This window comes from Paracoccus xiamenensis, assembly GCF_011308835.1.
Classification (GTDB): domain Bacteria; phylum Pseudomonadota; class Alphaproteobacteria; order Rhodobacterales; family Rhodobacteraceae; genus Paracoccus; species Paracoccus xiamenensis.
In genome coordinates, this window is record NZ_JAAOHY010000001.1 from 392,916 (window position 1) to 417,063 (window position 24,148).

Sequence of the window (24,148 nt, forward strand, 5' to 3'; positions counted from 1 at the left end):
CATGGCAAAGACCAAGAAGACCAATCTTTTCGCACGCGTCTGGCGCGACTATCTGAAGGCCTACTGGCCGAGGATGAGCGTCGCGCTGTTCTTCATGGTGATCGAGGGTTCGACCCTGGCGGTGCTCAGCTGGATGCTTAAGCCGCTGTTCGATCGGGTCTTCGTGGCCGGAGAAAGCGACGCGATGTGGTGGGTCGGCGGCAGCATCTTTGCGCTGTTCGTGATCCGGGCCGTGACTTCGGTCATCAACCGCAGCCTGCTGGTGTCGGTCCAGCAGAGGGTCGGCACCAGAATGCAGGTCGACCTGCTGGCCCATATCATGCGGCTGGACATGAGCTTTTTCCAGCAGAACCCGCCCGGCGCGCTGATCGAACGCATTCAGGGCGACACCAAGGCGGTGCAGGGGATCTGGCAGACCTTCATCACCGGGGCCGGGCGCGATATCGTGGCGCTGGTGGCGCTGTTCTATGTCGCCATCAAGATCGACCCGGAATGGACCGTCGCGGCGCTGATCGGTGCGCCGCTGCTGATCCTGCCGACGGTCTGGGTGCAGCGTTATGTCCGGCGCAAGACGCGGGCCTCGCGACAGAACGCGTCGGACCGGGCCACCCGCATCGACGAGGTGCTGCACGGCATCGGCACGGTGCGGCTGAACCGGATCGAGGACCGCCAGACCGCGCGTTTTTCCGCCATCGTCGACCGCATCCGCCGGATGGAGGTCAAGATTGCCGCAACCGGTGCCGTGGTGCCGGCGCTGATCGACGTCGTCACCGGACTGGGCTTTGTCGGCGTGTTGGCGCTTGGCGGGGCCGAGGTCACGCGGGGCGAGCGCAGCGTCGGTGATTTCATGGCCTTCTTCGCGGCGCTGTCGCTGGCCTTCCAGCCGCTGCGCCGCTTGGGTGGGCTGGCCGGGTCGTGGCAGGTTGCTGCCGCCAGTCTGGAACGCATCTATCAGATCCTCGACATCCAGCCCTCGGTCCAGTCCGGCCCGCGGACGGAACCGCCGCCCGACACGCGCATCGCCTTTGACGAGGTGTTCCTCAGCTATGGCGATACGCAGGTGCTGCGCGGGCTCAGCTTTGTGGCCGAAGCGGGGCAGACCACTGCGCTTGTCGGGCCGTCGGGCGCGGGCAAGACCACGGTGTTCAACCTGCTGACGCGGATGACCGATCCCGACGGGGGCAAGATCACGCTGGGCGGGGTCGCGCTGCCCGAGTTCGACCTGGCAGTGCTGCGAGACGAGTTCTCGGTGGTGTCGCAGGATCCCGCGCTGTTTGACGAAACCCTGCGTGAAAACATCACCTTGGGCCGGGAAGTTGACGAAGACGACTTGGTCCGGGCAACCCGCAGCGCCCATGTCGCCGATTTCGCCGCCGCCATGCCCCTGGGGTTGGACAGCCCGGCCGGCCCGCGCGGATCGGCGCTGTCGGGCGGGCAGCGCCAACGCGTGGCCATTGCCCGCGCCGTGCTGCGCGACGCGCCGGTGCTGCTGCTGGACGAGGCGACCTCGGCCCTTGATGCGGCGTCCGAACGGCTGGTGCAGGAGGCGTTGGACGGGCTGTCGCGCGGGCGCACCACGCTGGTGATCGCGCACCGGCTTTCGACCATTCGCAATGCTGACAAGATCGTCGTGTTGGAGGCCGGGCGGGTTGTGGAACAGGGCAGCCATGACCAATTGATGGCCGAAGGCGGGGCTTATGCCGCGCTTGTGCATCTGCAATTCGGAGATACCACGTCATGAATGCGCGTCGCCTGCTGCGTCTGTCCGGCCCGGATGCCGGCGAATTTCTGCAAGGTCTGGTTACCAATGATGTGCGCCGCGCCCCAATCTATGCGGCGCTGCTGACGCCTCAGGGCAAGTACCTGGCCGATTTCTTCGTCATTGCCGATGGCGACGGCTTTCTGCTGGACGTGGCGGCGGGTCAGGCTGACGACCTGCTGCGGCGGCTGGCGATGTACAAGCTGCGCGCCAAGGTCGAGATCGCCGAAGATCCGCGCGCCGTCACCCGCGGCACCGGCCCCGCACCGGACGGCGCCATCGCCGATCCGCGCGATCCGGCGCTTGGCTGGCGCGGCTATGGTCTGGGCGCGGATGATGCGACCGACTGGGATGCGATCCGCGTCGCGTATCTGGTGCCCGAAGCCGGGGCAGAGCTGATCCCGAATGACAGCTTCATCCTGGAAATGGGGTTTGAGCGCCTGCACGGCGTCGATTTCCGCAAGGGCTGCTATGTCGGGCAAGAGGTTACCGCGCGGATGAAGCACAAGACCCAGTTGCGCAAGGGTCTTGCCCGCGTGTCACTGGATGCGCCGGTGCCGCCCGGTACACCGATCCTGACCGCCGACGGGCGCGAGGCTGGCACCGTCTTCACCCAATCCGGCGGGCGCGGCATCGCCTATCTGCGCTTTGACCGCATGGCCGAGGGGATGCACGCCGCAGGGGTGCCCGTCCACCCGGAATGAGTGTGGACGCGCCTGTCCGCCGCATCGTCCATGTCGATATGGACGCATTTTTTGCCTCGGTCGAACAGCGCGACAACCCGGAATTGCGCGGCAAGCCGGTGGCCGTGGGCGGTGCCAGCAAGCGCGGCGTGGTGGCGGCCGCCAGCTATGAGGCGCGGCGCTTTGGCGTCCGATCAGCCATGCCATCGGTCACTGCGGCGCGGCGCTGCCCGGAACTGATCTTCGTGCGCCCCCGGTTCGAGGTCTACCGCGCCGTCAGCCAGCAGATCCGCGAGATCTTCGCCCGCTATACCGCGCTGATCGAGCCGCTGTCGCTGGACGAGGCCTATCTGGACCTGACCGACCGGCTGGCGCCGGGCATGACCGCATCGGCCACGGCGGCTGAAATTCGCGCCGCGATCCTGGCCGAGACCGGCCTGACCGCCAGCGCCGGCATCAGCTATTGCAAGTTTCTGGCCAAGATCGCCTCGGATCAAAGAAAGCCCAACGGGCAATTCGTCATCCCGCCCGAACGCGGGGTGGATTTCATCGCGGCCCTGCCGATCGACAAGTTCCACGGCATCGGCCCGGCCACTGCCGCCCGGATGCGTGCATTGGGGATCGAGACCGGCGCCGATCTGCGCGCCATGGGGCAGGTTTTCCTAGAGGCGCGTTTCGGGAAATCGGGGCGCTGGTACTGGAATATCTCTCAAGGAATCGACAACCGCGCTGTCAGCCCCGACCGCGTCCGCAAGTCGATTGGCGCCGAGACCACCTATTTCGACGACCTCCATGATCTGGCCGCGGGGCAGGAGGCGTTGGTACCGCTGGCTGAGAAAGTGTGGCGCCATGCAGAGCGGCTGGACGCGCACGGACGCACGGTGACATTGAAAGTCAAATTTGCCAATTTCCAGCAGATCACCCGCGCGCATTCGCTGAATCGGCCGGTGTCAAGCGGGGAAGAGCTATGTGGTATCGCTCAGGCCCTGCTGGCAGGGGTCATGCCCGATCAGCGGGGGGTGAGGTTGCTGGGGGTGACGCTGTCGGGTTTCGGGGGCAGGGAAACCCTGCCCGGACAGCTTGATTTGTTTGAATGAAACCCCAAATTTAAACGCAACCGGAACGGATCCTTTTGCGTTGCACCCAAATAAGACTAAGGCGTGGACGGTGAGGTATGCTACTGACGCATGGCTGACATGAGGTTAGCGGTATACCGAATCAGTGGGTCATTGAGGTAGAGACACCCACCACCCAGAAACGAGTCCGGGAAGAACGCCCATCCGGGGCGATTAGAAACATATTTGGTCAGGACGGTAAAGATGCGTGATTTCGTAGATGGATCTGCATTCAATTTCGAACAAGGTCAGCGCGCCCGCAAATTGTTCGCGGCCGTGGTACTGGCGGCATTGGACGACGCGATTGCTGACGACAAGAAATATGGCAACGGCCCCGAACAGATCGCCCGTTGGGCACGCTCGCGCGATGGGCGCGAAGTGCTGTCCTGCGCGGGGATCGACCCGAACGAACGCGTTGTCAAAGGGCTGATGGAATTCGTTTCCAAGGGCGTGCGCACCTCTGTTGCGCTGTCGCGCGAGGAAAGCGAGCGCCGTCAGGCCGCCGAGGATGCCGAGGCCGCATAAGCCTTGCGCAAATATCGGCTGTAATAAAAACGCCGCCCCTCGGGGCGGCGTTTTGCATTTGGGCTTCAATGCGAAGGCGCGGGGCCGAAATGCCGATAAACAAGGTCGGACGGATCCGGTCGCGCTGCGTCGGGCTCTGCAATGCCCTCGCGCTTTCAGCCCAGCTCGTTCCGCCAAGGCGGGTTTGCACCGGGGCGCGAGACAGTGATGGCAGCCGCGCGGGCGGCCAGATCAAGGGCCGCGCGCAGCAGATCCTCGGTGATGCCATCCAGCCCGTCCTTGCTGAGCGAGCCCGTTTCCGCCAGCGAGGTCAGCAAGCCGGCGTTGAAGGTGTCGCCCGCGCCGATGGTGTCGGCCACGGTCACCTTGCGCGCCGGATGGGTAAAGCTGCCCGAGGCATGGATCGCCGTTGCGCCTTCCGAGCCATGCGTGCGCAGGATCAGCTTTGGCCCCACATCCAGCAAGCGCGCGGCGGTATGGCTGGGATCGGCGTCGGGGAACAGCCATTCCGCATCCTCGTCCGAGATCTTGACGATATCGGCCACCCGCAGCAGGCGGTTGTAACGCTCGCGCGTGGCGCGTTCATCGCTGATGAAGCCGGGGCGGATATTGAGGTCAAGCGAGATCACCTTGCCGGCTTCCGAGGCGCGATGAGAAAGCTCTTCGACCGCGCTGCCGCAGGGCTCCTGGATCAGGCTGATGCCGCCGATGAACAGCGCATTCAGTTCCTCGGGCAGGGCGGGCAGGGCCTCGGGGGCGAACATGCGCCCGGCGGTGCCGTCATCATAGAAGCTGTAGGTCGCATTGCCGTTGTTCAGGAACACCAGCGCCAGCGTGGTCGGCAGCCGGCTGTCAGGGCTCAGCGACAGGTCCACGCCCGCTTCGGTCAGGGGGCCGCGCAGCATGGTGCCGAACGCATCTTCCGAGAAGGGCCACAGAAAACCGGTCTTTGCCCCCAGCCGGCCAAGCGCCACGGCAGTGTTGTAGACCGACCCCCCGGGCAGCGGGCGATACATGCCGTTTTCCGGCACCATGTCGATCAGCGATTCGCCGCAGCACAGGATCATCGTCAGTTCCTCCCCCAGGCACTCAGTAGCCTTGGATAATATAGTCCTGATCCGAGGGAAAGATGTCGCCCGCGCCGCCGGGTCCGCTGAACTCGACATAGCCCGATTGCTGCGCGGCCAGCAGGATCGCGGCAAGAAGCAGCAAGCCGGCGATCACCGCGCCGGTGATCTTCCAGACCGACCAAGGGCGTTCGCCCTGAACGCGGCCGGATTGTCCGTTGACCACGAAACGATAGGATTTTCCGTTGTATTTATAGGCCGCCGACCAGATCGGCAGAAGGACATGCTTGAAGGTCTCGGCCGAATAGGCGGTCTGGGCGCGGTCGATGCGCTGTTCGTCGCCGCCGATATCGCGGCGAATGTCCATTGCAATGACGCCGGCCATTTGCTGACGTGCGATGTCGTGGCCCGATTGCAGCGGGATGGTATAGCCTTCGGCCTTGAACCCAGCCAGATATTGCGGGTCGTATGTGCGCAGATGCGACAGGTCCCAGGGCGCCAGCGCATCGGTGAAGCGGCGCGGCAAGGCCGAGGAGGCCAGCACCAGCACATCATTGAAGGCCCGCCCGACACGGCCCCGCACGGCGTGCCAGCGGGTCTTGCGGACCTGGCGGGGGACACGGCGGGTCCGGCCATTGACCGTTTCGGTCACATAGACGGTTTCGTAATAGTAATCGCCACGCTGCCCCAGATATTCCGAAGCGGTATCGGCGTCGAAGGTCCAGAACGGTGAATAGACCCCGGCCATCTTGCGCCCCTTGCGGGCATAGGCGATCAGCCCCGAGGGCGCGAACCACAGCCGCCCCAGCCAGTCGTCCAATGCGGCGCGTGCCTGTTCCTCGGTTACCAGAAAGGGAACGACGCCCTGCGGCTTCAGCAGCCGGGTGGCGCCGGTATCGGTCACCACAGGCGTGGCGCAGAAGGGGCAGTTGGTGGCGTGATCGTCGCCGCCCAGTTCGAATTTGGCCCCGCAATTCGGACAGGACAGCGTCCGAACCTCAATCGCCAGATCACCGCTCGCATCCAGTCGTAGCCCGCTTTCCAGCGGAATTTCCCGCAATTCCGGGGCCTTGCGGCCCGCATCCCATTGCAGCGCGCGGCCGGTCGAGGGCTCTTCCAGCAGCACTCTGTCGCCTTCTGAACCTTCGCGGGCCGATCGCGCGGGCGCCTTCGCTGCACCGGGGCTGATCTTCTGGACGTGCCCGCAATAGGGGCATTTCAGCACCTGTTCGCCGGGCGAGAAGGTCAGGCTGGCGCCGCAATTCTCACACGGATAGCGGAATTCGCTGGGAGGGGTGGGCATGATCAGTTTCGCGGGCTGAAGGGCACGGACCGGGGCGGCCCGTGCCGGCTGCGGCTCAGGGCGTTTTCGGGGCGGACAACGGCGGAGGCGGCGGCGCAATGGTGAAAAGCTGCGCCAGTTCTGCGACCTCGTCGGCGGGTTTCCAGCCGTCCTGCCCGGGCGCCCAGACCAATGTCTCGCGGGTAAAGCTGCCATCGCGGGCCAGCCGGCCCAGATGGCCGCGCCCATAAGGACCATCGGCCTGACCGTCGATGGCGATATGCCAGACGGTCTCGCCACGCGTGCCGGGCAGGGGCGGCGGCAATGCCGCTGATTGCGGCTGCGCCTGCGCGGCAACCTGTCCCCATGGCCCGCGCTGCGCGGCCATGCCCATGCCGATGGCGGCGCCCATGCCCGCACCCATCGCGGCCCCAGCGCCGCCCTGGTTGTTCGAGGCGTTCAGCATCGCCTCGGCCTGGGCATATTGGCCGAAGCGATCCAGATCGCCCACGATCCCCATCGATGTGCGCTTGTCGAGGATCGCCTCAACTTCATCCGGCAGGCTGATGTTTTCAATGTAAAATTCTGGAATGGTCAGCCCGTATTGCGCGATTGTCGGCGCGATCGCCTTGGCAACCATCTTGCCCAGCTGATCGGTATTGGCCGCCATGTCCAGCACTGGGATGCCCGAGCTGGCGATCATCCGCGAGAATTCCTGCACGATGATGTTGCGCAGCTGGAAGGTGATCTCATCGCTGGTGAATTCGCCGTCGGTGCCGACGATTTCGGCCATGAACTTGGCCGGGTCGGTCACGCGCATCGAATAGGTGCCATAGGCGCGGATGCGCACGGGGCCGAATTCCGGGTCGCGGGCGATGATCGGGTTCTTGGTGCCCCATTTCAGGTTGTTGAACCGAGTCGTGTTGACGAAGTAGATCTCGGATTTGAAGGGCGATTTGAAGCCATGATCCCAGTGCTGAAGCGAGGTCAGGATCGGCATGTTGTTGGTTTCGAGGATATAAAGCCCCGGCCCGAAAACATCGGCGATCTGGCCCTCATGGACGAAAACCGCTGCCTGACCCTCGCGCACGGTCAGCTTGGCACCGTATTTGATGGCATTGCCGCGCCGCTCGAACCGCCAGACCATGGTGTCGCGGGTGTCGTCGGTCCATTCGATGACGTCGATGAACTCGCCCGAGAGGAAGTCGAACAGGGCCATGGGTCTCTCCGTTGCAGGTTTGCGGGTCAATCCGCGAAACGGGTTCAGGTTCCGGGCGCGGGGGTGAGGTTTTCCGCCCGGATGGTTGTCATTTCACCAGCTCTCCGGCGATCTGGGACACCGCGGGTCGCGCCGTTTCAGCGTCCATACCGGGGATCAGCCGCCTGTCATAAAGCATCTGCAGCAGCAGCGCGTCGTGATGCGTCAGCAGGGCGAATTCCTCGTCATCGTTGAAGATCGAGGGGCGGGCATTCGGACTGTCATTCGCAAGACCCATGCCCTGGGCCAGTTCCTCGTGGATGCAGGAACTGCGCAGCCGGGGCGGCAGCTCGGCCCGGATGATCGCCACGGCTTCGGAATAGAGCGGGCTGCTGCCCAGCGAATAGGCAAAGACGGTGCAGTAATTTTGCGGCGGAAGTGCCTGAATCGCCTCGATATCTCCGGCAGGGATGCCGGGAATGATGCGCGACAGGCGCGGCCCGATCTGGCGGCGCTCGTCCTCGCTGAGGAACATGACGGTGAAATTCCCAGCCGCCGGGGTGGCTGCGATGTCATGGCCGGTCAGCCGCGCCAGCCGCTCGGCAAAGGCCTGTACCTCGGCCCGGTCGCGGATCCGGGTGCCCGGCGGGACCGAGGCACCGAATTCGACCGCAATCCGCACCGGCTGCGCCCAGCGGCGCAGCCGCGAGGGGCGGCTATCGGCGATCAGGTCAGCGCCCTGACGGCTGTATTCGTCGTAGAGCGCGATGTCGATGAAATCGCGGGTCAGCTGGTCGGCTGATACCGGAATGGCGCTGCCATCGTCACGGCGCAACTGGCCGCGGGCGACCAGCATATCCTCGACCCCGACGAAATAGCCATGCATGGTCTGGCTGGCCGGGGTATTGGCGGCATGGGCCGCCAGCGCGGCCGCGTCGGTGGCGCGCTTGGCCCGTGCCGCGCGCAGCGCCGCATTGGGGCGCGGCTGTGGCTGGGGATAGGCCAGAGGATGCGGCGCGGTCGCGACGGGCTGGGTCGGGCGGGTGCTGTCCGCGCCACGGTCGGCGCAGGCCGTCAGCATCAACAGCCCGAACATCGCCAAAACCCCCGACACCGAGGGGCCGGGGGTGGGGCGCGTTCGCAGGGGCAGGGTCGCAGTGGTCACGGTCAGGGGGCCTGTTGGTCGATCCGGGGCGTTTGGGCGCGCGAGGCGGCGAGCGTGCGGCGCAGTTCTTCCTCCATGTGGATCAACTCGCCCTCGGCAGTGGCGCGGCGCGCCTTGCCTTCATCGGCGATGCGCAGGCTGTCCTCGATGGTGGCGATCAGTTCGGCGTTGGCAGTTCGAATTGATTCGATATCGAAGACACCTCGTTCCATCTGGGTGCGGATCTGCGCATTGGCCTGACGCAGGTTCTTGGCGTTGGCCGTCAGCAGCTCGTTCGTCAGGTCGGTCGCATCCTTGACCGCGCCAGCAGCCTGAGCCGAGCGCTGGATGGTCACCGCCTGCGCCAGCTGGGTTTCCCAAAGCGGCACGGTGTTCACCAGAGTCGAGTTGATCTTGGTCACCAGCGACTTGTCGTTTTCCTGCACCAGCCGGATCGAGGGCAGCGACTGCATGGTGACCTGCCGGGTCAGCTTGAGGTCGTGCACGCGGCGTTCCAGATCGTCGCGCACGGTGCGCAGGTCGCGCAGTTGCTGAGCCTCCATCACCTGCCCATCGGTGGGGCTGGCCTGAACCTCGGCTTCCTTGGCGGGGATCAGGTCCTCGTCCAGTTCGCGCAGCTTGGCGTCGCCCGCAGCGATGTACAGGCCCAGCTCGTCATAGAATTTCAGCGTCCGGTCATACAGAACGTCCAGCGATTTGATGTCTTTCAGCAGCAGGTGTTCATGGGTCATCAGGTCTTCGGTGATCTTGTCGATCTGGCCCTGAACCTCTTCGTAATTGGCGACAAAACGCGCGAAGGGTGCGGCGCGCCCGGTCAGCCGTTCCCACCAGCTGCGCTCGCGGCGCACGTCCAGTTCGCTGACGGAAAAGCCGCGAATGGTGGTGACGATATTGCGCAGGGATTCGCCCGCGGGCCCGACATCCTTGTTCTTCACATCGGCCAGCATCTGCTGGCTGATTTCCTGCAATTCGGTCTGCGCGCGAGTGCCGAAATGAACGACCGAGCCGCTATCGCGCAGGTCGATTTCGTCCATGCGTTTGCGGATATCCTCGGCCACGGGTTCGGGGGCGGCCTCCAGCGGCATGACATCGCCTTGCGGCTCGGGCAGAACGACCGATGTGGCCTCTTCGATATCTTGCATCGATTGCGCGGCAGCACGTTGAGTTTCGGTCGTCATCGTCTTCGTTCCTCGCGGTAGGCGTGGTCTGTTGCGGCGCAGAATAGGCCGAATTCACGGCTGATCAACAGTAGGAACGGGCGAAAGTTCCGCTGGTGGCCTTCACGTTACACCCGGCCGCGCCGCAAGGCAGCAATGACGGAAATCAGGGCAGCGATGCCCAGACCGGTGGCCAGACCGGTTCCCGATGCCTGCCAACCCCATGTGCGGATTGCCGGAATGCTGGTGAATGGCGACAGGAATTGGCCCAGAAACACCGATCCGGTCAGCAGGGCTGCGGTCGTCGCGCGGGCCTGTGCCGGTGTGATCGACAGCGACAGCGCGATGAAGCCGGGCATTGACAGCGCATATCCGGCCCCGACCAAAGCCGTGCCCAGAAAGATCCGCGGTGCATCACCGCTGCTGATCAGCAGACCGAAGCCGGTGGCCTGCAACGTAAAGCCCAGGCCCCAGCCGCCGAAATCGCCGATCGCGCGGCGGATCCTCGGGTAAAGCAGCGCGGCGAAACCGCCTGCGATCATCAGCGCGCCTAGGGCGCTGCCGGTCATGCCGGGCGCCTCGTAGCCGCGCCATTGCAGATAGAATGGAAGCTGGGTGGGCATGGTGAAGAACAGCATGGTGACCACACATTGACCAAGCGCCAACAGCGCGACAGGCAGGCGCCAGTCGGGCGTATCGTCCGCCACAGCCCCCATATCGCCCGGACGGACGTGCCGGGCAGGTTCGGTCAGAACACGTGCAAGGAACGGCAAGGCCAGGGCCGGAAGCGCATAGATCGCGAAGGGCAGGCGGATCGCGATGCCGGCCAGGACGCCGGCCAGCGTGATGAAGGCAAAGCCGCCGAAGTTGCGCGCCGCCACCTGTGCCCCGGACAGCGCATGCAGGGCGGCGCCGGTATAATAGTCACCGATCAGCGCCGATTGCGCCGTCATGATCATCGCAAGCGCGATGCCGAGGATCAGCCGGCTTGCCAGCAGCAGCGGCAGATCCGCCAGCACCAGCCCGGCGCTGCCGGCCAGGGCGAACAGTGCCACCCCACCCAGCAGCAACGGCTTGCGTCCCAGCCGATCCGCCAGAATGCCGCAAAGCGCGGCAGTCAGCACCACCGCAAGCGACGGCGCGGGCACCAGCAGGCGGATCAGGAAGGCATTGCCGGGCGTGTCGGGAAATTGGCGCGCAAGGCCGGGAAGGGCGGGGCTGATGGTGGCCGCAGCCATCACCGTCAGGCTTGCCGCCAGCAGCAGCGCCAAAGCGCGCGGATCGCGCCGCATGGCTTCGGGTTGAGAGATTTCGGCATGTGTCATCTTGCGCACCTCTTGCGGATTCGTCAGGCGGCTGGCAGGCTAGCAACTCAAGCCGACTTGAGGTCAAGCATGAAACTTCTGGACATTGGAGAGGTGTCAGAGGCCAGCGGTCTGCCCGCTTCGGCCCTGCGTTACTACGAGGAACAGGGGCTGATCGCGCCTGCGGGCCGGCGCGGGCTTCGGCGGCAATACGAACCCGAAGTCCTGATGCAGCTGACGCTGATCAGCATGGGCAAGGCCGCCGGCTTTACGCTGGACGAGATCGGCAGCATCTTCGGCAATCGTGGCAGGCCGGTTCTGCCCCGAGAGGAGCTGCACCAAAAGGCCGATGCGCTGGAGCGCCAGATGCGAGAGCTTGGCGCGCTTGCCAAGGCTGTGCGCCACGTCGCCAATTGTCAGGCGGAATCGCAGTTCGACTGTCAGGCGTTTCAGCGTCTGATGCGGGTCAACATCAAGACCATGCAGCGGCGGGCAAGAAAGAACGGGGGCCGCAAGGCCCCCGTCTGATCGTCATGCAAGTGGCTCAGGCCGCCTTCTTCTGCCCACCGAAGCGGCCATAGAAGGTTTCACCCTTCGCGGCCATGTCGCGCAGCAGGGCCGGGGCCTTGAAACGCTCGCCATATTCGGCGGTCAGGTGGTCGCAGATCTCGACCGCGCGGGCGGCGCCCATCATGTCGAGCCAGCTGAACGGACCGCCCGACCAGGGCGCAAAACCCCAACCGAGGATCGCGCCGACATCGCCTTCGCGGATGTCTTCCAGCACGCCTTCTTCCAGCGCCCGGACGGCCTCCAGCACCTGCGCGAACATCAGGCGGTGCTGCACTTCGGTCAGTTCGGGCTGTTCGTCGGCCTCGGGGAACTTCGCCTCAAGCCCGTCCCAAAGCCCCTGACGCTTGCCCTTGTCGTCATAGGCATAGAAGCCCGCGTTCGACTTGCGGCCCAGACGACCTTCGTCGGCCATCCAGAACAGCACCTCGTCCACGGCACCATCGGGATAGGCATCGCCCATCGCGGCCTTGGTCGCCTTGGCGATCTTGACGCCCAGATCAATCGAGGTCTCGTCCACCAGTTGCAACGGACCCAGCGGCATCCCCATCATCTTGGCGGCGTTTTCGATCAGCGTGGGGTTCACGCCTTCGGCGGTCATCCGCATCCCTTCGTTCAGATAGGGGATGATGCAGCGGTTGGCGTAGAAGAAGCGCGCATCGTTCACCACGATGGGGGTCTTGCGGATCTGGCGCACGAAATCCAGCGCCTTGGCGACGGCGCGGGGGCCGGTCTGCTTGCCCTTGATGATTTCCACCAGCAGCATCTTGTCGACGGGGCTGAAGAAGTGGATGCCGATGAACTGTTCGGGACGCGAGGACGCCTTCGCCAGTTCGCTGATGGGCAGGGTCGAGGTGTTGGTCGCGAAGATCGCCGTATCCGGGATCACCGCTTCGGCCTTCTTCGTGACTTCGGCCTTGACGCCGGGGTCTTCGAACACCGCCTCGACAATCAGGTCGCAGCCTTCCAGCGCGGCGTAATCCGTGGTCGCGGTGATGCGGCCCAGAACTTCGGCCTTCTTCTCCTCGGTCACCTTCTTGCGGCTGATGCCCTTGTCCAGCAGCCCTTCCGAGTAGGCCTTGCCCTTGTCCGCCGATTCCTGCTTGGCGTCGATCAGCACCACCTCGATCCCGGCATTCGCGCTGACATAGGCGATGCCCGCACCCATCATGCCGGCACCCAGAACCCCGACCTTCTTGACCTTTTCATCCGGCACATCGGGGCGGTTCGCGCCTTTTTCCAGCGCCTCCTTGTTGATGAACAGGCTGCGGATCATCGCACCCGACGACGGGTTCATCAGTACATTGGTGAACCAGCGGGCCTCGATCTTCAGCGCCTGATCGAACGGCACCTGCGCGCCTTCGTAGACCGCGCTCAGCAGCGCCTTGGCGGCGGGATAGACACCGAGCGTCTTGCCATGGACCATCGCACTCGCACCCACAAAGGTCATGAAACCGGCGGGATGATAGGGCTCGCCACCGGGCATCTTGTAGCCCTTGGCGTCCCACGGCTTGACGATGTCGGCGTCCTTGGCGTTCAACACCCATTCGCGGGCGGCGGCGACCGGATCCTCGACCACCTCGTCAATGATGCCGGCGGCCTTGGCCTTTTTCGGATCGTTCAGCTTGCCTTCCAGCAGCAGCGGAGCAGCCGCCATCGCGCCCAGCTTGCGCACCAGCCGCGTCGTTCCGCCCGCGCCGGGGAAAATGCCGACCATGATTTCCGGCAGGCCGATCTTGGCCTTGGGGTTTTCGGCGGCAAAGATGCGATGCGTGGACAAGGGCAGTTCCAGCCCGATGCCAAGCGCGGTGCCGGGCAGGGCCGCCGCAATCGGCTTGCCGCCCTTCAGGGTCTTGGGGTCCATGCCAGCACGTTCGATCTTGCGCAGCATGGTGTGCAACTGCATCACCAGCCCGAAGATCGCCTCGGCCCCGCCGGCTTCCTTCATGCCGCCCAGCACGTTCAGGTCCATGCCGGCGGCAAAATCGGGCTTGCCGCTGGTGATGACGATGCCTTTGACGGCGTCATCGGCAAGCGCGTCGTCGATCAGCCCGTCCAGCTCTCGGATGCCGTTTTCCGACAGCACGTTCATGGACTTGTTCGGCACGTCCCAGGTGATGATGGCGACGCCGTCGGCGTCTTTCTTCATGGTGAAATCGGTCATATCCGGTGCCTCCCTTACACGCGCTCGATGATGGTGGCCGCACCCATGCCGGATGCGATGCACAGCGTGGCGAGACCCACATTCAGGTCGCGACGCTCCAGCTCATCCAGCAGGGTGCCGATGATGATGGCGCCGGTGGCCCCCAGCGGGTGACCCAAAGCGATGGAGCCGCCATTGACGTTGACCAGAGCCGGATCGACCTGGAAGGCCTGCATGAAGCGCAGCACGACCGATGCAAAGGCCTCGTTCACCTCGAACAGGTCGATATCCTTGATGGACATGCCGCTGTCGGCGAGGATCTTTTCGGTCACCGGAACCGGGCCGGTCAGCATGATCGTCGGATCGGTGCCGATCTTGGCGGTCGCGCGGATGCGGGCGCGGGGCTTCAGGCCGAACTGTTCGCCGAATTCCTTGTTGCCGATCAAGACGCCCGCCGCACCGTCCACGATGCCCGACGAGTTGCCCGCGTGGTGGATGTGGTTGATGTGGTCCAGATGCGGATATTTCAGCATCGCCACCTTGTCGAAGCCGGGCATCACCTCGCCCATATCCTTGAAGCTGGCTTTCAGCTTGCTAAGGTCTTCGACCGTGGTGCCGGGGCGCATGTATTCGTCGCGGTCCAGAATGGTCAGGCCGTTCTGGTCCTTCACCGGCACGATGGACTTGGCGAAGCGGTTATCGGCCCAGGCTTCGGCGGCACGGCGCTGCGATTCAACCGCCAGCGCGTCGGCCTCTTCGCGGCTGAAACCGTATTCGGTTGCGATAATATCGGCGCTGATGCCTTGCGGCACGAAATAGGTTTTGAAAGCTAGCGAGGGGTCCACGGCAATCGCGGCCCCGTCGCTGCCCATCGGCACGCGGCCCATCATCTCGACCCCGCCGGCGATATAGGCATTGCCCGCACCACCCTTGACCTGATTGGCGGCCAGGTTCACGGCCTCCATGCCCGATGCACAGAAGCGGTTGATCGCAAGGCCGGGGATGGATTCGTCCAGATCCGACGCCAGCACAGCGGAACGAGCCAGACAGCCGCCCTGTTCCTTGACCTGCGTGACATTGCCCAGAATGACATCCTCGACCGCGTGGCCTTCAAGGTTGTTGCGGTCCTTCAGCGCGTTCAGGATACCCGCAGACAGCGCCAGCGAGGTGACTTCGTGCAGGCTGCCATCGGGGCGGCCCTTGCCGCGCGGGGTGCGCACGGCGTCATAGATATAGGCGTCAGACATGGTTCCTCCTGTCAGGCCCGGTCGGCAGGGCTGCCGGGCATCAGATCGTATGGGTGTTTCCAGCCGGGCAGGGCGGCGATGCCGTCAAGCCAGCGGTCGATATTGGGCCAATCGGCACGATCGAAGCCGAAGGGTTCCGGGTAAAAAAGGTATCCGCAGCAGGCCGCGTCGGCGATGGTGAACGTGTCGTCAGCCACCCAGTTACGTCCCGTCAGATGGGTGTCGAGAATCTTGTAGGTCGATTTCAACCGTGCCTTCAGAAAGTCGAGCGCGGCTTGCGGGCGCTTGTCGCCGGGGATGAAGTTCTGCAGGAAGCGCGCGGGGCCGACCTGTCCCGACAGCTTGTGATTGTCGAACATGACCCAGCGCAGCACTTCGTTGCGGTCGCGGCCAAGAAACTTCCTGGTCTTTTCCGCGATATGCAGCTGAATCACCGCCGACTGGGTCAGCGTCAGATCGCCCTCGCGGAAGACCGGAACCTCGCCCATTTCGTTGATTTCACGAAATTCGGGGCTGCGGGTCTCGCCGTTGAAGAAGTCCACGTAGACGGGCTGCCAGTCATAGCCGGCCAGTTCCATGGTCAGCGCCGCCTTATAGGCATTGCCGGATTCGCCAAAGCAGTAGAGTTGCGCGGTCATTGTTCCAGCACCTTCGTCGTTGCCACGGGCAGATCGACCTGACCCAACCAGGGGAAGGCATTGCGCAGCGAATCCTGCTGGGTTGCGCTGCCCGCGCGCACCACGCGCCAGGCCCCCTGATCCTGCAGGGCCAGCGTGGTGCTGTTTTCCTCGATCACCATGGGGGCCTCATCGTCGTTCAGCGTGACCTCCAGGACGTTTCGCGTCGGGATGATCGCGAAAAGCGTGCCATCGGGCAGCGCCTGCCAGACCATCTGCGTCGTATCGATGACGGATTCGCGGACGCTGGAAAGCTGTGCCATCTCGGTCATGCTTTCGGTCATCATCGCGTCGAATTCCGCGCGCGTCATACCCTGCGCCTCGGCATTCTTGTCGAGCAGCGTCGGGGGCAGGAATTGCAGGCTGGCGGCGATATCGCCTGCAATTGTGATGCGCTCCAGTTCATTGGCCAGGCTGTTGACGGTGGCGATATCCTCGGCCGTCTGGGCCGTGGCGGGCAGGCCAGTTGCGAGGCAGGCGATCAAGGCGGCAGTCGTCTTCACACTGTTCTCCTTTCCGGGGATGCGGGGGCTGTCCGGCGGACAAGCGGATGCGCCTGTCAAGGCGCAGCCGTCGACTGCATGGTTTGTGATGCCGGCAGGGCAACGCGGCGGAATTCGGGATAGGCCTGACGGATCTCGGCAATCGCCTCATCGTCGGTCAGCGCGGCGAGATACCATGTGCCGCCGTCCAGCACGGCGAGTGTATTTCCCTGTTCGGTCAGCGACAGCCCGCCGGCGGTCGCGCGGGCGGCGGCGGGGATGACGGCGTAGGGCATGCCATTCCCGGCGGTTCCGACAAGCGCCTGCGAAAGATCATGTCCGCCGGCGATCCTGATCTCGGATCTGGTCCCCGCCACTCGCGCATCCATGTTGGCCTTGGCCTGCTGTGCCGAGATGCCCGACTTCTCGGCGAAAACTGCGGCCAGACGCGGCGGGAGATAATCGATTGTCGCGCCCAGATTGCCGCGGCGCAGTTCGGCATCATAGGCGTTGACGCGCGCTTTCAGCGATTGCTTTGCGGCGTCGTTCAACAGGCTTGTCGCAGCATAGCTTTCCGATGGCGGCACCGAGGTCGCGCAGGCACCAAGGCCCAGAACGGCTGTCAGCGCCACTGCGGCGAAGGTCAGGCGTGAACGTGAAAAGGTCATGCAAAGCTCCTGCTCGGTCAAATGGGCGCGGCTGATCCCGCCGCGCCCATTGAGGGGTCAGAACTGCTCGGCGTCCAGTGCCATGACGGGATCGGCACCGCTTTCGATGCGCGCCAGATGGGCCGCCGTCGCCGGAAGCTGGCGCTTCATGTAATAACGCCCGGTGGCCAGCTTGGTATTCAGGAAACTCGCGTCGCCATTACCGGCATCCAGCGATTTCTGCGCGGCGACAGCCATCTGCGCCCACATGAAGCCCAGAACGGTGTGACCGAACAGGTGCATGAAGTCGTAAGACCCGGCAAGCGCGTGGTTCGGGTTCTTCATGCCGTTCTGCATGAAGAACATCGCCGCCGCCTGCAGATCCTTCGACGCCGCTTTCAGCGGGTCGAGGAAATCGGCCTTCAACGCCTCGTTGCCTTCGTTTTCCTTGATGAAGGATTTGACCGTCTCGAAGAAGGCCATGACCGGCTTGCCGCCATCTGCGGCCAGCTTGCGGCCGACCAGATCCAGCGCTTGCACGCCGTTCGCGCCTTCATAGATCATGGTGATGCGGGCATCGCGGACGAACTGGCTCATCCCGTGTTCTTCGATATAGCCGTGACCGCCATAGACCTGCTGCGCGTTGACGGCAGTGTCAAAGCCCTTGTCGGTCAGGAAGCCCTTGATGACCGGCGTCAGCAGCGAGATCAGCCCTTCGGCATCCGCCTGTCCGGCATGGGCGCGGTCGATCTGATGCGCGCCCCAGAAGGCCAGCATCCGCGCGCCTTCAAGGAAGCTTTTCTGATCCATCAGGTTGCGGCGGATATCGGGATGGACGATCAGCGGATCGGCCGGGCCTTGCGGGTTTTCTGCACCGGTGACAGCGCGGCCCTGCAGGCGGTCCTTGGCGTAGGCGACGGCGTTCTGATAGGCCGCCTCGCCGATGGCATAGCCCTGCAACCCGACGCCCAGACGGGCCTCGTTCATCATGGTGAACATGGCGCGCATGCCCTTGTGCAGGTCACCCAGCAACCAGCCCTTCGCGCCGTCATAGTTCATCACGCAGGTCGAATTGCCGTGGATGCCCATCTTTTCTTCGATATTGCCGACGCTGACCGCGTTGCGATCGCCAAGGCTGCCGTCTTCGTTCACCAGAAACTTCGGCACGATGAACAGCGAGATGCCCTTGGTGCTTTCGCCGCCGCCCGGCGCCTTGGCCAGCACCAGATGGATGACGTTGTCGGCCATGTCGTGATCGCCGGCCGAGATGAAGATCTTTTGACCGGTAATCAGATAGCTGCCGTCATCCTGCGGTTCGGCCTTGGTGCGCAGCATGCCCAGATCGGTGCCGGCATGCGGTTCCGTCAGGTTCATGGTGCCGGTCCAGTCGCAGCTGACCATCTTCGGCAGGTATTTCTGCTTCTGCTCATCCGTGCCATGGGCGTGAATGGCGGAATAGGCGCCGTGGGTCAGGCCCTGATACATGTTGAAGGCCATGTTCGCGGACACAAAGATCTCGCCCGTGGCCAGGCCCAGCAGATAGGGCATGCCCTGACCGCCATATTCGGGATCGCAATCCAGTGCCGTCCAGCCGCCCTCCTTCATCGCCTCGAAAGCGTCCTTGAAGCCCTTGGGCGTGCGCACCACGCCGTTTTCCAAAACGCAGCCTTCCTGATCGCCGACGGTGTTCAGGGGGGCCAGAACATCGCTCGCCAGCTTGCCTGCCGCATCCAACACGGCTTCGGTAAAGTCGCGGTCCAGCTCATCGTGGCCGGGCAGGCCCGAGGCCGAGACGTTCAAAACGTCATGAAGGATGAACTGCATATCGCGGACGGGTGCGTTATAGATGGGCATGGTCGATCCTGTTGTGTGAATTGGGTTATTCTGCGGGTGTTCCGGTCGCGCTCAGCCGTGGCTGCGTTCGGCAAGCAGCTGTTCGACTTCACCGATCTGAACCGTCAGATCGGAAATTGCTGTCGTCAGTTCGTCGCGCTGCTGGATCATGTGGGCCAGCCGCTCATGGGCGGCCCCGATCGTGGCGGTCAGTTGGGTGACGTTGTTTTCGCGCGGGTCATAAAGTTCCAGCAATTGCCGGATGTCTTCCAGGCTGAAGCCAAAGCGCTTACCCTGAAGGATCAGCTTCAGCCGGGCGCGGTCGCGGCGGTCGTAAAGGCGATGCTGGCCCCGGCGCAGCGGCGACAGCAATTCGCGTGATTCATAGAAACGCAAGGTGCGCGGCGTCACGTCAAAGGCATCGCACATCTGGCGGATTGTCATCATTTCGTCGGTCATGCCGGCGCCTCCCCTCTTGCTGATGCGGGACGACCCGCAACCTCCGAAGAAAGGATGGCGCAAGTTGACGCGAACGTAAACGAAAACGCTGCGTCACGACCGCCGAACGGTCGACGCGATTGCCGCGAAAGCCAGCAAAAGCTGGCCTCTCAGTCCATGTTGCGCAGAATTTCTGAGGTTTCGTCGCGAAGCGTGCGCAGGTCCTTGATGGCGTTTTCGATATCGGCCTGCTGGGTGGCCAGCAGATCAAGCTGGCGATTGGCCATGTCGATCCAGACCTCGTACTGTTCGCGGTCGCCCTTCTTATCGTAGATTTCCAGCCATTGCCGTATCTCCTCCAGGCTGAAGCCGAAGCGGCGACCGCGCAGAATCAATTTCATGCGAGCAACTTCGCGCGGGCCGTAAAAGCGCGAACGGCCGTCCTTCCGGGGCTGAAGCAGTTCGATATACTCGTAATAACGCAAGGTGCGCGGCGTAACGTCGAAACGGCCGCACATTTCTTTGAAGCTGAGTTCCTCTGAACCGGGCATGGCAGGTCCTGCAGGTAAGGGGAAGTTGCTGGCAGGCTAAACCGGATGTCGTTCCCCCGCAACCTGATGCACGTTATGCGGGCGCAGTTGTCGCAGACCCCGTCCGTCAACTTGCCGCGAGGGCGCACTTGCCGCGAAGCCGGCGCCAAGGGTATCACAAGGAAAACAAGGCTGCATCCAGATGACGAGCAAAGACCAGATCGCCAACGAGACCCGCGACCGCATTGCGCGCCAATTCATCGAGGCCATACCCCATGCCCGCGCATTGGGCATGTCATTGGACGAGCTGGGCAGCGGCGAGGCAGAAATCTCGATGGGGTGGAACGAGGATTTCGTCGGCGACCCGCGCAGCGGCATCATTCATGGTGGCGTGATTTCGGCGTTGATGGATACCTGCTGCGGGGCGGCGGTGCTGAGCCATCCGACCGCGCCACGTTCGACGGCGACCATCGACCTGCGTATCGACTATATGCGTGCAGCCGCGCCGGGGCAGCGCATCACCGCCCGCGCCACCTGCTATCACGTCACCCGCTCGGTCGCCTTCGTGCGCGCGCAGGCGACGGATGAGGACAGCGGGAACCCGGTTGCCACGGCCTCCGGCGCCTTCACGGTGGAGCGTTGAGATGACCGATCGCAATGAGCCCTTGCAGCAGATCAAGCTGCGCCGCGACAACGCGCTGCGCCTGCTGGTCGAGGGCGTGCCCTATATCCGCTGGATGGGGATACGCTTTGACCGCCGGGGGGATGAACTGACGGCAACCATGCCTTTTGACGAAAAGCTGATCGGCAACCCATTCCTGCCGGCGATCCATGGCGGTGCGACGGCGGCGTTTCTGGAAATCGCGGCGCTTGTCGAACTCAGCTGGTCGGCGATGTGGGAGGATCTCGAATCGGGCAGGATCGCACCCGACGCGGCCATGCCCGAATCGCTGCCGCGCCTGCCAAAGACCATTGATTTTACCGTGGATTACCTGCGTTCCGGCCTGCCGCGCGATGCCTATGCGCGGGCGCGGGTGGTGCGGTCGGGGCGGCGCTATGCCAGCGTGCATGTCGAGGCATGGCAGGACAACCGTGCCAAGCTGATCGCGCAGGCCACGGCGCATTTCCTGATGCCGCAGGGCTAAGACAGTGGCGCGCGTGGTCAGCCATCGCCGGGTGCTGGCGATCGCGCTGCCGATCATGCTGTCCAACGCGACCATCCCGATTCTGGGGGCGGTGGATACAGGGGTGATCGGTCAGCTGGGGCAGGCCGCCCCCATCGGTGCGGTCGGGATCGGCGCGGTGATTCTGGGCTCGATCTACTGGATCTTCGGCTTTCTGCGCATGGGCACATCCGGCCTTGTCGCGCAGGCCCATGGCGCGGGCGATGAAATCGAGGTCGGCGCCCATCTGGCCCGCGCCCTGGCCATCGCGTTTGCCGCCGGTCTGGCCCTGATCCTGCTGCACCCGCTGCTGTTCGCGGGCGCCTTCCGGCTGGCCCCCGCCAGCCCCGAGGTCGAAGATCTGGCCCAGACCTACCTGTCCATCCGCATCTGGGGCGCGCCAGCCACCATCGCGCTTTACGCAATTACCGGCTGGCTGATCGCTATGGAGCGGACGCGCGGCGTGCTGGTGCTGCAATTGGTGCAGAACGGGCTGAATGTGGCCTTGGATTTGTGGTTCGTCCTGGGCCTTGGCTGGGGCGTGGGCGGCGTGGCGTTTGCCACCCTGATCGCCGAAACGGCCGGGCTGGCGCTTGGCCTGTGGTTCTGCCGCGCGCCCCTGCGTGCAGCACTGGGCCGGGCAGGGCTGTTCGCGCGCGACCGGATGCTGCGGCTGGTGCGGGTCAACGGCGACATCATGGTCCGCTCGGTCCTGTTGCAAGCGGCCTTTACCAGCTTCATCTTCGTGGCGGCCGGGCAGGGCGATGTGACGCTGGCAGCCAATCAGGTGCTGATGCAATTTCTGGAAATCACCGCCTATGCCTTGGACGGATTTGCCTTTGCTGCCGAATCGCTGATCGGGCAGGCGGTCGGCGCGCGCCGACCCGACCAATTCCGCCGCGCGGCGCGGATTGCCAGCCTGTGGGGCGTGGGCGGGGCGGTGTTGGTCGGCCTGTCCTTCGCCCTTTCCGGGCCGTGGCTGATCGACCTGCTGTCCACTGCGCCCGAGGTCCGCGCTGCGGCGCGCGATTACCTGCCCTGGCTGGTCCTGGCGCCGATCCTGGGCATCGCGAGCTGGATGTTTGACGGCATCTTCATTGGGGCGACGCTGACCGGCCGAATGCGGCGGGCGATGATCGAGGCGGTGGCGATCTATGTGCTGGCGCTGCTGGTGCTGGTGCCGGCCTTCGGCAATCACGGGCTTTGGGCGGCGCTGATGGTGCTGAACGTCGCGCGCGCCCTGACCATGGCGCGCTTCTATCCCGAAGCCGTCGCCACCGCCCGGCGCGGGGCCGTGCCCCATCACGCCGATCCGGCGGACCTGACCAGCCCGGTCTAGCGCCCCACGGTCAGACCCATTTCGCCATAGGCGGCAGGCTCATCAGCACGGCATCGGCGTTATGGCCGGTTTCCAGCCCGAACTTTGTGCCGCGGTCATAGACGAGGTTGTATTCCGCATAAAGTCCGCGATGGACCAGTTGCGCGTCCTTGTCGGCCTCGGTCCAGTCCTGGCGCATATGCGCCTGCGCCAGCGGCAGGAATGCGGGCAGGAAGGCCGCACCCACGGCGCGGGTAAAGGCGAAATCAGCCTGCCAATCGCCACTGTTCAGATCGTCATAGAAGACGCCGCCCACGCCGCGCGCCCGGCCGCGATGGGGGATAAAGAAATACTCGTCCGCCCAGGCCTTGAAACGCGGGTAATATTCGGGGTCGTGGGCGTTGCAGGCGGTTTCCAGCGTGGCGTGGAAATGCGCGGTATCGGCGGGGTATTCGATGCAGGGGTTCAGATCCGCGCCGCCGCCGAACCACCAGGCATGCGGCGTCCAGAACATCCGCGTGTTCATGTGGACCGCCGGCGCATGGGGGTTCTGCATATGGGCGACCAGACTGATCCCCGAGGCCCAGAAACGCGCGTCCTCTGCCATGCCCGGCACGCCGCGCGCGGCCATTGCGGCCTGTGCACGAGGCTGCAGCGTGCCATGGACCTCGGACCAGTTCACGCCGACCTTTTCGAAGACCCGGCCGCCGCGCATCACCGACATGATGCCGCCGCCGCCATCATCGGCGCGCGCGGTTGGCGTCACCTCGAACCGGCCCGGATCGGCGGGGCCGGGGCCCGCATCCTCCAGCGCCTCGAAGGCGGCAGTGATCTGGTCGCGCAGGCTGCGGAACCATTGCGCCGCCTGCTGGCGTTCTTCGGTCATCTGGGTCATGCTGGTCCCCCGCGCGCTAATTGCCCGCGATGAACGGCGCGGGCCTGCCTTGTCACGCTCGACTTAAAGGCCATGCCCATGACCCGCAACCTGATGATATGGTTTCTGCCGCTGCTGGGGCCATCTGTCGCATTCGCTGGCTGCGATGCAGCGCCCGAGCTGCGCCAGCGGATCGAAAGGCAGTTGACCGAGGCGCAGGCAAATCTTGATCGCGGCTATCGCATTCGCAGCCCGTCCGACGCCGGCTTCACGACCACGCCGCAGCGGGTGCCCGTCATCCGCCGGGACCCTGACGGCAATCACCTTCCCGTCACGGAATGGATAACCCGCCACGTCTACCTGGACCAGGATGATCCCCGACAGCCGCTGGACCCCCGCCGCCTTCATGCGCCGATAGATGCCGAGGCCGAAGGCCGCCGCCGCGACGATCTGGCGGCAAGACTGGCTGCGATCACAGATAGTTGCGGCGATTGAAAGGTGAGTTGCCGTGCGCCGCGGCGGCCGCTAGGCTGGTGCCGTCCATCGCCGAGGTCTGACCATGATCCGCAAAATCACCCTTCTGCTGCCACTGTCGCTGCTGGCCGCCTGCGGTACCCCGCAAGAGCGCTGCATCAGCGGAAATACGCGCGAATACCGGGTGTTGCGAAACCTTCTGACCGAGACCCAGGCCAATCTCGCCCGCGGTTACGCCTGGGAGGAACGCGAGGTCGTGCGTAGCGAGTTGGGATATTGCCGCCGGCCGGTGCGGACGCGCGATGGCGATATCGTCTATGCCTCTTACAGCTGCTGGCGCGATGTCGTCGATACCGAGCGTTACCGGGTGCCGATCGACCCCGCGTCAGAGCAGCGCAAGCGTGACTATCTGGAGACAAAGCTGAAGACCGAAACCGCCCGCGCCGAACAGGCAGTGGCGGCCTGCAAACTTGCCTATCCCGAGGAAGGCTAGGCGCCTG

The 24,148-nt window shown here is 64.4% G+C and carries 25 protein-coding genes; 10 read left to right on the forward strand and 15 right to left on the reverse strand.

Going from position 1 to position 24,148, the window contains the following annotated elements:
- Position 1: 1 nt before the first annotated feature.
- The 4 genes from G7044_RS02035 to G7044_RS02050 all read left to right on the forward strand — a co-directional run bounded on the left by G7044_RS02035 (position 2) and on the right by G7044_RS02050 (position 4,082).
- Positions 2–1,741, forward strand: coding sequence for an ABC transporter ATP-binding protein (locus tag G7044_RS02035; protein ID WP_166325205.1), 1,740 nt, complete (start codon positions 2–4; stop codon positions 1,739–1,741).
- Positions 1,738–2,463: a CAF17-like 4Fe-4S cluster assembly/insertion protein YgfZ gene (ygfZ, locus tag G7044_RS02040; RefSeq protein WP_166325208.1), complete on the forward strand. Its 726-nt coding sequence runs from the start codon at positions 1,738–1,740 to the stop codon at positions 2,461–2,463. The genes G7044_RS02035 and ygfZ overlap by 4 nt, the downstream gene beginning before the upstream one ends.
- A 2-nt stretch (positions 2,464–2,465) precedes the next feature.
- Positions 2,466–3,539 (forward strand): DNA polymerase IV, encoded by a 1,074-nt coding sequence (gene dinB / locus G7044_RS02045; RefSeq protein ID WP_328803795.1) that lies wholly within the window; start codon positions 2,466–2,468, stop codon positions 3,537–3,539.
- Between the two features lie 222 nt (positions 3,540–3,761).
- Entirely contained in the window at positions 3,762–4,082 is a 321-nt protein-coding gene (locus G7044_RS02050; RefSeq protein WP_090524829.1) for a DUF6280 family protein, read from the forward strand.
- A gap of 155 nt (positions 4,083–4,237) precedes the next feature.
- On the opposite strand, the gene G7044_RS02055 is transcribed toward G7044_RS02050, so the two are convergent.
- The 6 genes from G7044_RS02055 to G7044_RS02080 all read right to left on the reverse strand — a co-directional run bounded on the left by G7044_RS02055 (position 4,238) and on the right by G7044_RS02080 (position 11,276).
- Positions 4,238–5,149, reverse strand: a complete 912-nt coding sequence (locus G7044_RS02055; RefSeq protein WP_166325214.1) for a carbohydrate kinase family protein — start codon at positions 5,147–5,149, stop codon at positions 4,238–4,240.
- 22 nt (positions 5,150–5,171) lie between these two features.
- Complete coding sequence (locus G7044_RS02060; protein ID WP_235931107.1) at positions 5,172–6,452, reverse strand: zinc ribbon domain-containing protein; 1,281 nt, start codon at positions 6,450–6,452, stop codon at positions 5,172–5,174.
- A 55-nt stretch (positions 6,453–6,507) separates the two neighbouring features.
- Positions 6,508–7,650: an SPFH domain-containing protein gene (locus G7044_RS02065; protein WP_166325217.1), complete on the reverse strand. Its 1,143-nt coding sequence runs from the start codon at positions 7,648–7,650 to the stop codon at positions 6,508–6,510.
- A gap of 88 nt (positions 7,651–7,738) precedes the next feature.
- The gene (locus tag G7044_RS02070) at positions 7,739–8,794 is read right to left on the reverse strand and encodes a DUF2927 domain-containing protein (protein ID WP_328803796.1); all 1,056 of its coding nucleotides are present in this window, start codon (positions 8,792–8,794) and stop codon (positions 7,739–7,741) included.
- Positions 8,795–8,796: 2 nt separating this feature from the next.
- Positions 8,797–9,972 carry a toxic anion resistance protein gene (locus G7044_RS02075; RefSeq protein ID WP_166325220.1) on the reverse strand — a complete coding sequence of 392 codons (1,176 nt, stop codon included), beginning with the start codon at positions 9,970–9,972 and terminating at the stop codon, positions 8,797–8,799.
- Between the two features lie 107 nt (positions 9,973–10,079).
- On the reverse strand, positions 10,080–11,276 hold the full coding sequence (locus G7044_RS02080; RefSeq protein ID WP_166325223.1) for an MFS transporter: 1,197 nt from the start codon (positions 11,274–11,276) through the stop codon (positions 10,080–10,082).
- A 69-nt stretch (positions 11,277–11,345) separates the two neighbouring features.
- Between G7044_RS02080 and G7044_RS02085 the strand changes: the two genes are divergently transcribed.
- Positions 11,346–11,783, forward strand: coding sequence for a helix-turn-helix domain-containing protein (locus tag G7044_RS02085; RefSeq protein WP_166325226.1), 438 nt, complete (start codon positions 11,346–11,348; stop codon positions 11,781–11,783).
- A gap of 16 nt (positions 11,784–11,799) precedes the next feature.
- Here the strand turns inward: G7044_RS02085 and G7044_RS02090 are convergent, their stop codons facing one another.
- From G7044_RS02090 to G7044_RS02125, 8 genes are all read right to left on the reverse strand, one after another.
- Positions 11,800–13,986: a 3-hydroxyacyl-CoA dehydrogenase NAD-binding domain-containing protein gene (locus tag G7044_RS02090; RefSeq protein ID WP_166325229.1), complete on the reverse strand. Its 2,187-nt coding sequence runs from the start codon at positions 13,984–13,986 to the stop codon at positions 11,800–11,802.
- A 14-nt stretch (positions 13,987–14,000) separates the two neighbouring features.
- Positions 14,001–15,212 carry an acetyl-CoA C-acetyltransferase gene (locus tag G7044_RS02095; RefSeq protein ID WP_166325232.1) on the reverse strand — a complete coding sequence of 404 codons (1,212 nt, stop codon included), beginning with the start codon at positions 15,210–15,212 and terminating at the stop codon, positions 14,001–14,003.
- 11 nt (positions 15,213–15,223) lie between these two features.
- Positions 15,224–15,850 (reverse strand): glutathione S-transferase family protein, encoded by a 627-nt coding sequence (locus tag G7044_RS02100; protein ID WP_166325235.1) that lies wholly within the window; start codon positions 15,848–15,850, stop codon positions 15,224–15,226.
- A complete protein-coding gene (locus G7044_RS02105) occupies positions 15,847–16,392 on the reverse strand; it encodes a hypothetical protein (protein ID WP_166325238.1) in 546 nt (181 codons plus the stop codon). Before G7044_RS02105 ends, G7044_RS02100 begins: the two co-directional genes overlap by 4 nt.
- Before the next feature lie 56 nt (positions 16,393–16,448).
- Positions 16,449–17,039, reverse strand: coding sequence for a hypothetical protein (locus G7044_RS02110; protein WP_166325241.1), 591 nt, complete (start codon positions 17,037–17,039; stop codon positions 16,449–16,451).
- Between the two features lie 57 nt (positions 17,040–17,096).
- Positions 17,097–18,872 (reverse strand): acyl-CoA dehydrogenase C-terminal domain-containing protein, encoded by a 1,776-nt coding sequence (locus G7044_RS02115; RefSeq protein WP_166325244.1) that lies wholly within the window; start codon positions 18,870–18,872, stop codon positions 17,097–17,099.
- 51 nt (positions 18,873–18,923) lie between these two features.
- Positions 18,924–19,310 carry a MerR family transcriptional regulator gene (locus G7044_RS02120; protein ID WP_166325247.1) on the reverse strand — a complete coding sequence of 129 codons (387 nt, stop codon included), beginning with the start codon at positions 19,308–19,310 and terminating at the stop codon, positions 18,924–18,926.
- Between the two features lie 149 nt (positions 19,311–19,459).
- On the reverse strand, positions 19,460–19,840 hold the full coding sequence (locus tag G7044_RS02125) for a MerR family transcriptional regulator (protein WP_166325250.1): 381 nt from the start codon (positions 19,838–19,840) through the stop codon (positions 19,460–19,462).
- A gap of 181 nt (positions 19,841–20,021) precedes the next feature.
- On the opposite strand from G7044_RS02125, the gene G7044_RS02130 reads away from it, so the two are divergent.
- From G7044_RS02130 to G7044_RS02140, 3 genes are read left to right on the forward strand one after another with little or no spacing between them, the layout of a single operon-like run.
- Complete coding sequence (locus G7044_RS02130) at positions 20,022–20,462, forward strand: PaaI family thioesterase (protein ID WP_207630139.1); 441 nt, start codon at positions 20,022–20,024, stop codon at positions 20,460–20,462.
- A gap of 1 nt (position 20,463) precedes the next feature.
- Complete coding sequence (locus G7044_RS02135; RefSeq protein WP_166325253.1) at positions 20,464–20,964, forward strand: PaaI family thioesterase; 501 nt, start codon at positions 20,464–20,466, stop codon at positions 20,962–20,964.
- Positions 20,965–21,019: 55 nt separating this feature from the next.
- Complete coding sequence (locus G7044_RS02140) at positions 21,020–22,321, forward strand: MATE family efflux transporter (RefSeq protein ID WP_166327256.1); 1,302 nt, start codon at positions 21,020–21,022, stop codon at positions 22,319–22,321.
- Positions 22,322–22,331: 10 nt separating this feature from the next.
- On the opposite strand, the gene hemF is transcribed toward G7044_RS02140, so the two are convergent.
- A complete protein-coding gene (hemF, locus tag G7044_RS02145; RefSeq protein ID WP_166325256.1) occupies positions 22,332–23,195 on the reverse strand; it encodes an oxygen-dependent coproporphyrinogen oxidase in 864 nt (287 codons plus the stop codon).
- 78 nt (positions 23,196–23,273) lie between these two features.
- Between hemF and G7044_RS02150 the strand changes: the two genes are divergently transcribed.
- Both G7044_RS02150 and G7044_RS02155 read left to right on the forward strand, forming a co-directional pair.
- Positions 23,274–23,669: a hypothetical protein gene (locus G7044_RS02150; RefSeq protein ID WP_166325259.1), complete on the forward strand. Its 396-nt coding sequence runs from the start codon at positions 23,274–23,276 to the stop codon at positions 23,667–23,669.
- A 64-nt stretch (positions 23,670–23,733) separates the two neighbouring features.
- Positions 23,734–24,141: a hypothetical protein gene (locus tag G7044_RS02155; protein WP_166325262.1), complete on the forward strand. Its 408-nt coding sequence runs from the start codon at positions 23,734–23,736 to the stop codon at positions 24,139–24,141.
- Positions 24,142–24,148 lie beyond the last annotated feature (7 nt).

Bases quoted from the DNA above. Each gene is read 5' to 3' on its own strand.
- G7044_RS02035 (WP_166325205.1), top strand. From the start codon at position 2: ATGGCAAAGACCAAGAAGACCAATCTTTTCGCACGCGTCTGGCGCGAC.
- ygfZ (WP_166325208.1), top strand. From the start codon at position 1,738: ATGAATGCGCGTCGCCTGCTGCGTCTGTCCGGCCCGGATGCCGGCGAA.
- G7044_RS02050 (WP_090524829.1), top strand. From the start codon at position 3,762: ATGCGTGATTTCGTAGATGGATCTGCATTCAATTTCGAACAAGGTCAG.
- G7044_RS02055 (WP_166325214.1), bottom strand. From the start codon at position 5,149: ATGATCCTGTGCTGCGGCGAATCGCTGATCGACATGGTGCCGGAAAAC.
- G7044_RS02060 (WP_235931107.1), bottom strand. From the start codon at position 6,452: ATGCCCACCCCTCCCAGCGAATTCCGCTATCCGTGTGAGAATTGCGGC.
- G7044_RS02065 (WP_166325217.1), bottom strand. From the start codon at position 7,650: ATGGCCCTGTTCGACTTCCTCTCGGGCGAGTTCATCGACGTCATCGAA.
- G7044_RS02075 (WP_166325220.1), bottom strand. From the start codon at position 9,972: ATGACGACCGAAACTCAACGTGCTGCCGCGCAATCGATGCAAGATATC.
- G7044_RS02080 (WP_166325223.1), bottom strand. From the start codon at position 11,276: ATGACACATGCCGAAATCTCTCAACCCGAAGCCATGCGGCGCGATCCG.
- G7044_RS02085 (WP_166325226.1), top strand. From the start codon at position 11,346: ATGAAACTTCTGGACATTGGAGAGGTGTCAGAGGCCAGCGGTCTGCCC.
- G7044_RS02090 (WP_166325229.1), bottom strand. From the start codon at position 13,986: ATGACCGATTTCACCATGAAGAAAGACGCCGACGGCGTCGCCATCATC.
- G7044_RS02095 (WP_166325232.1), bottom strand. From the start codon at position 15,212: ATGTCTGACGCCTATATCTATGACGCCGTGCGCACCCCGCGCGGCAAG.
- G7044_RS02100 (WP_166325235.1), bottom strand. From the start codon at position 15,850: ATGACCGCGCAACTCTACTGCTTTGGCGAATCCGGCAATGCCTATAAG.
- G7044_RS02110 (WP_166325241.1), bottom strand. From the start codon at position 17,039: ATGACCTTTTCACGTTCACGCCTGACCTTCGCCGCAGTGGCGCTGACA.
- G7044_RS02115 (WP_166325244.1), bottom strand. From the start codon at position 18,872: ATGCCCATCTATAACGCACCCGTCCGCGATATGCAGTTCATCCTTCAT.
- G7044_RS02120 (WP_166325247.1), bottom strand. From the start codon at position 19,310: ATGACCGACGAAATGATGACAATCCGCCAGATGTGCGATGCCTTTGAC.
- G7044_RS02125 (WP_166325250.1), bottom strand. From the start codon at position 19,840: ATGCCCGGTTCAGAGGAACTCAGCTTCAAAGAAATGTGCGGCCGTTTC.
- G7044_RS02130 (WP_207630139.1), top strand. From the start codon at position 20,022: ATGACGAGCAAAGACCAGATCGCCAACGAGACCCGCGACCGCATTGCG.
- G7044_RS02135 (WP_166325253.1), top strand. From the start codon at position 20,464: ATGACCGATCGCAATGAGCCCTTGCAGCAGATCAAGCTGCGCCGCGAC.
- G7044_RS02140 (WP_166327256.1), top strand. From the start codon at position 21,020: ATGCTGTCCAACGCGACCATCCCGATTCTGGGGGCGGTGGATACAGGG.
- hemF (WP_166325256.1), bottom strand. From the start codon at position 23,195: ATGACCCAGATGACCGAAGAACGCCAGCAGGCGGCGCAATGGTTCCGC.
- G7044_RS02150 (WP_166325259.1), top strand. From the start codon at position 23,274: ATGACCCGCAACCTGATGATATGGTTTCTGCCGCTGCTGGGGCCATCT.
- G7044_RS02155 (WP_166325262.1), top strand. From the start codon at position 23,734: ATGATCCGCAAAATCACCCTTCTGCTGCCACTGTCGCTGCTGGCCGCC.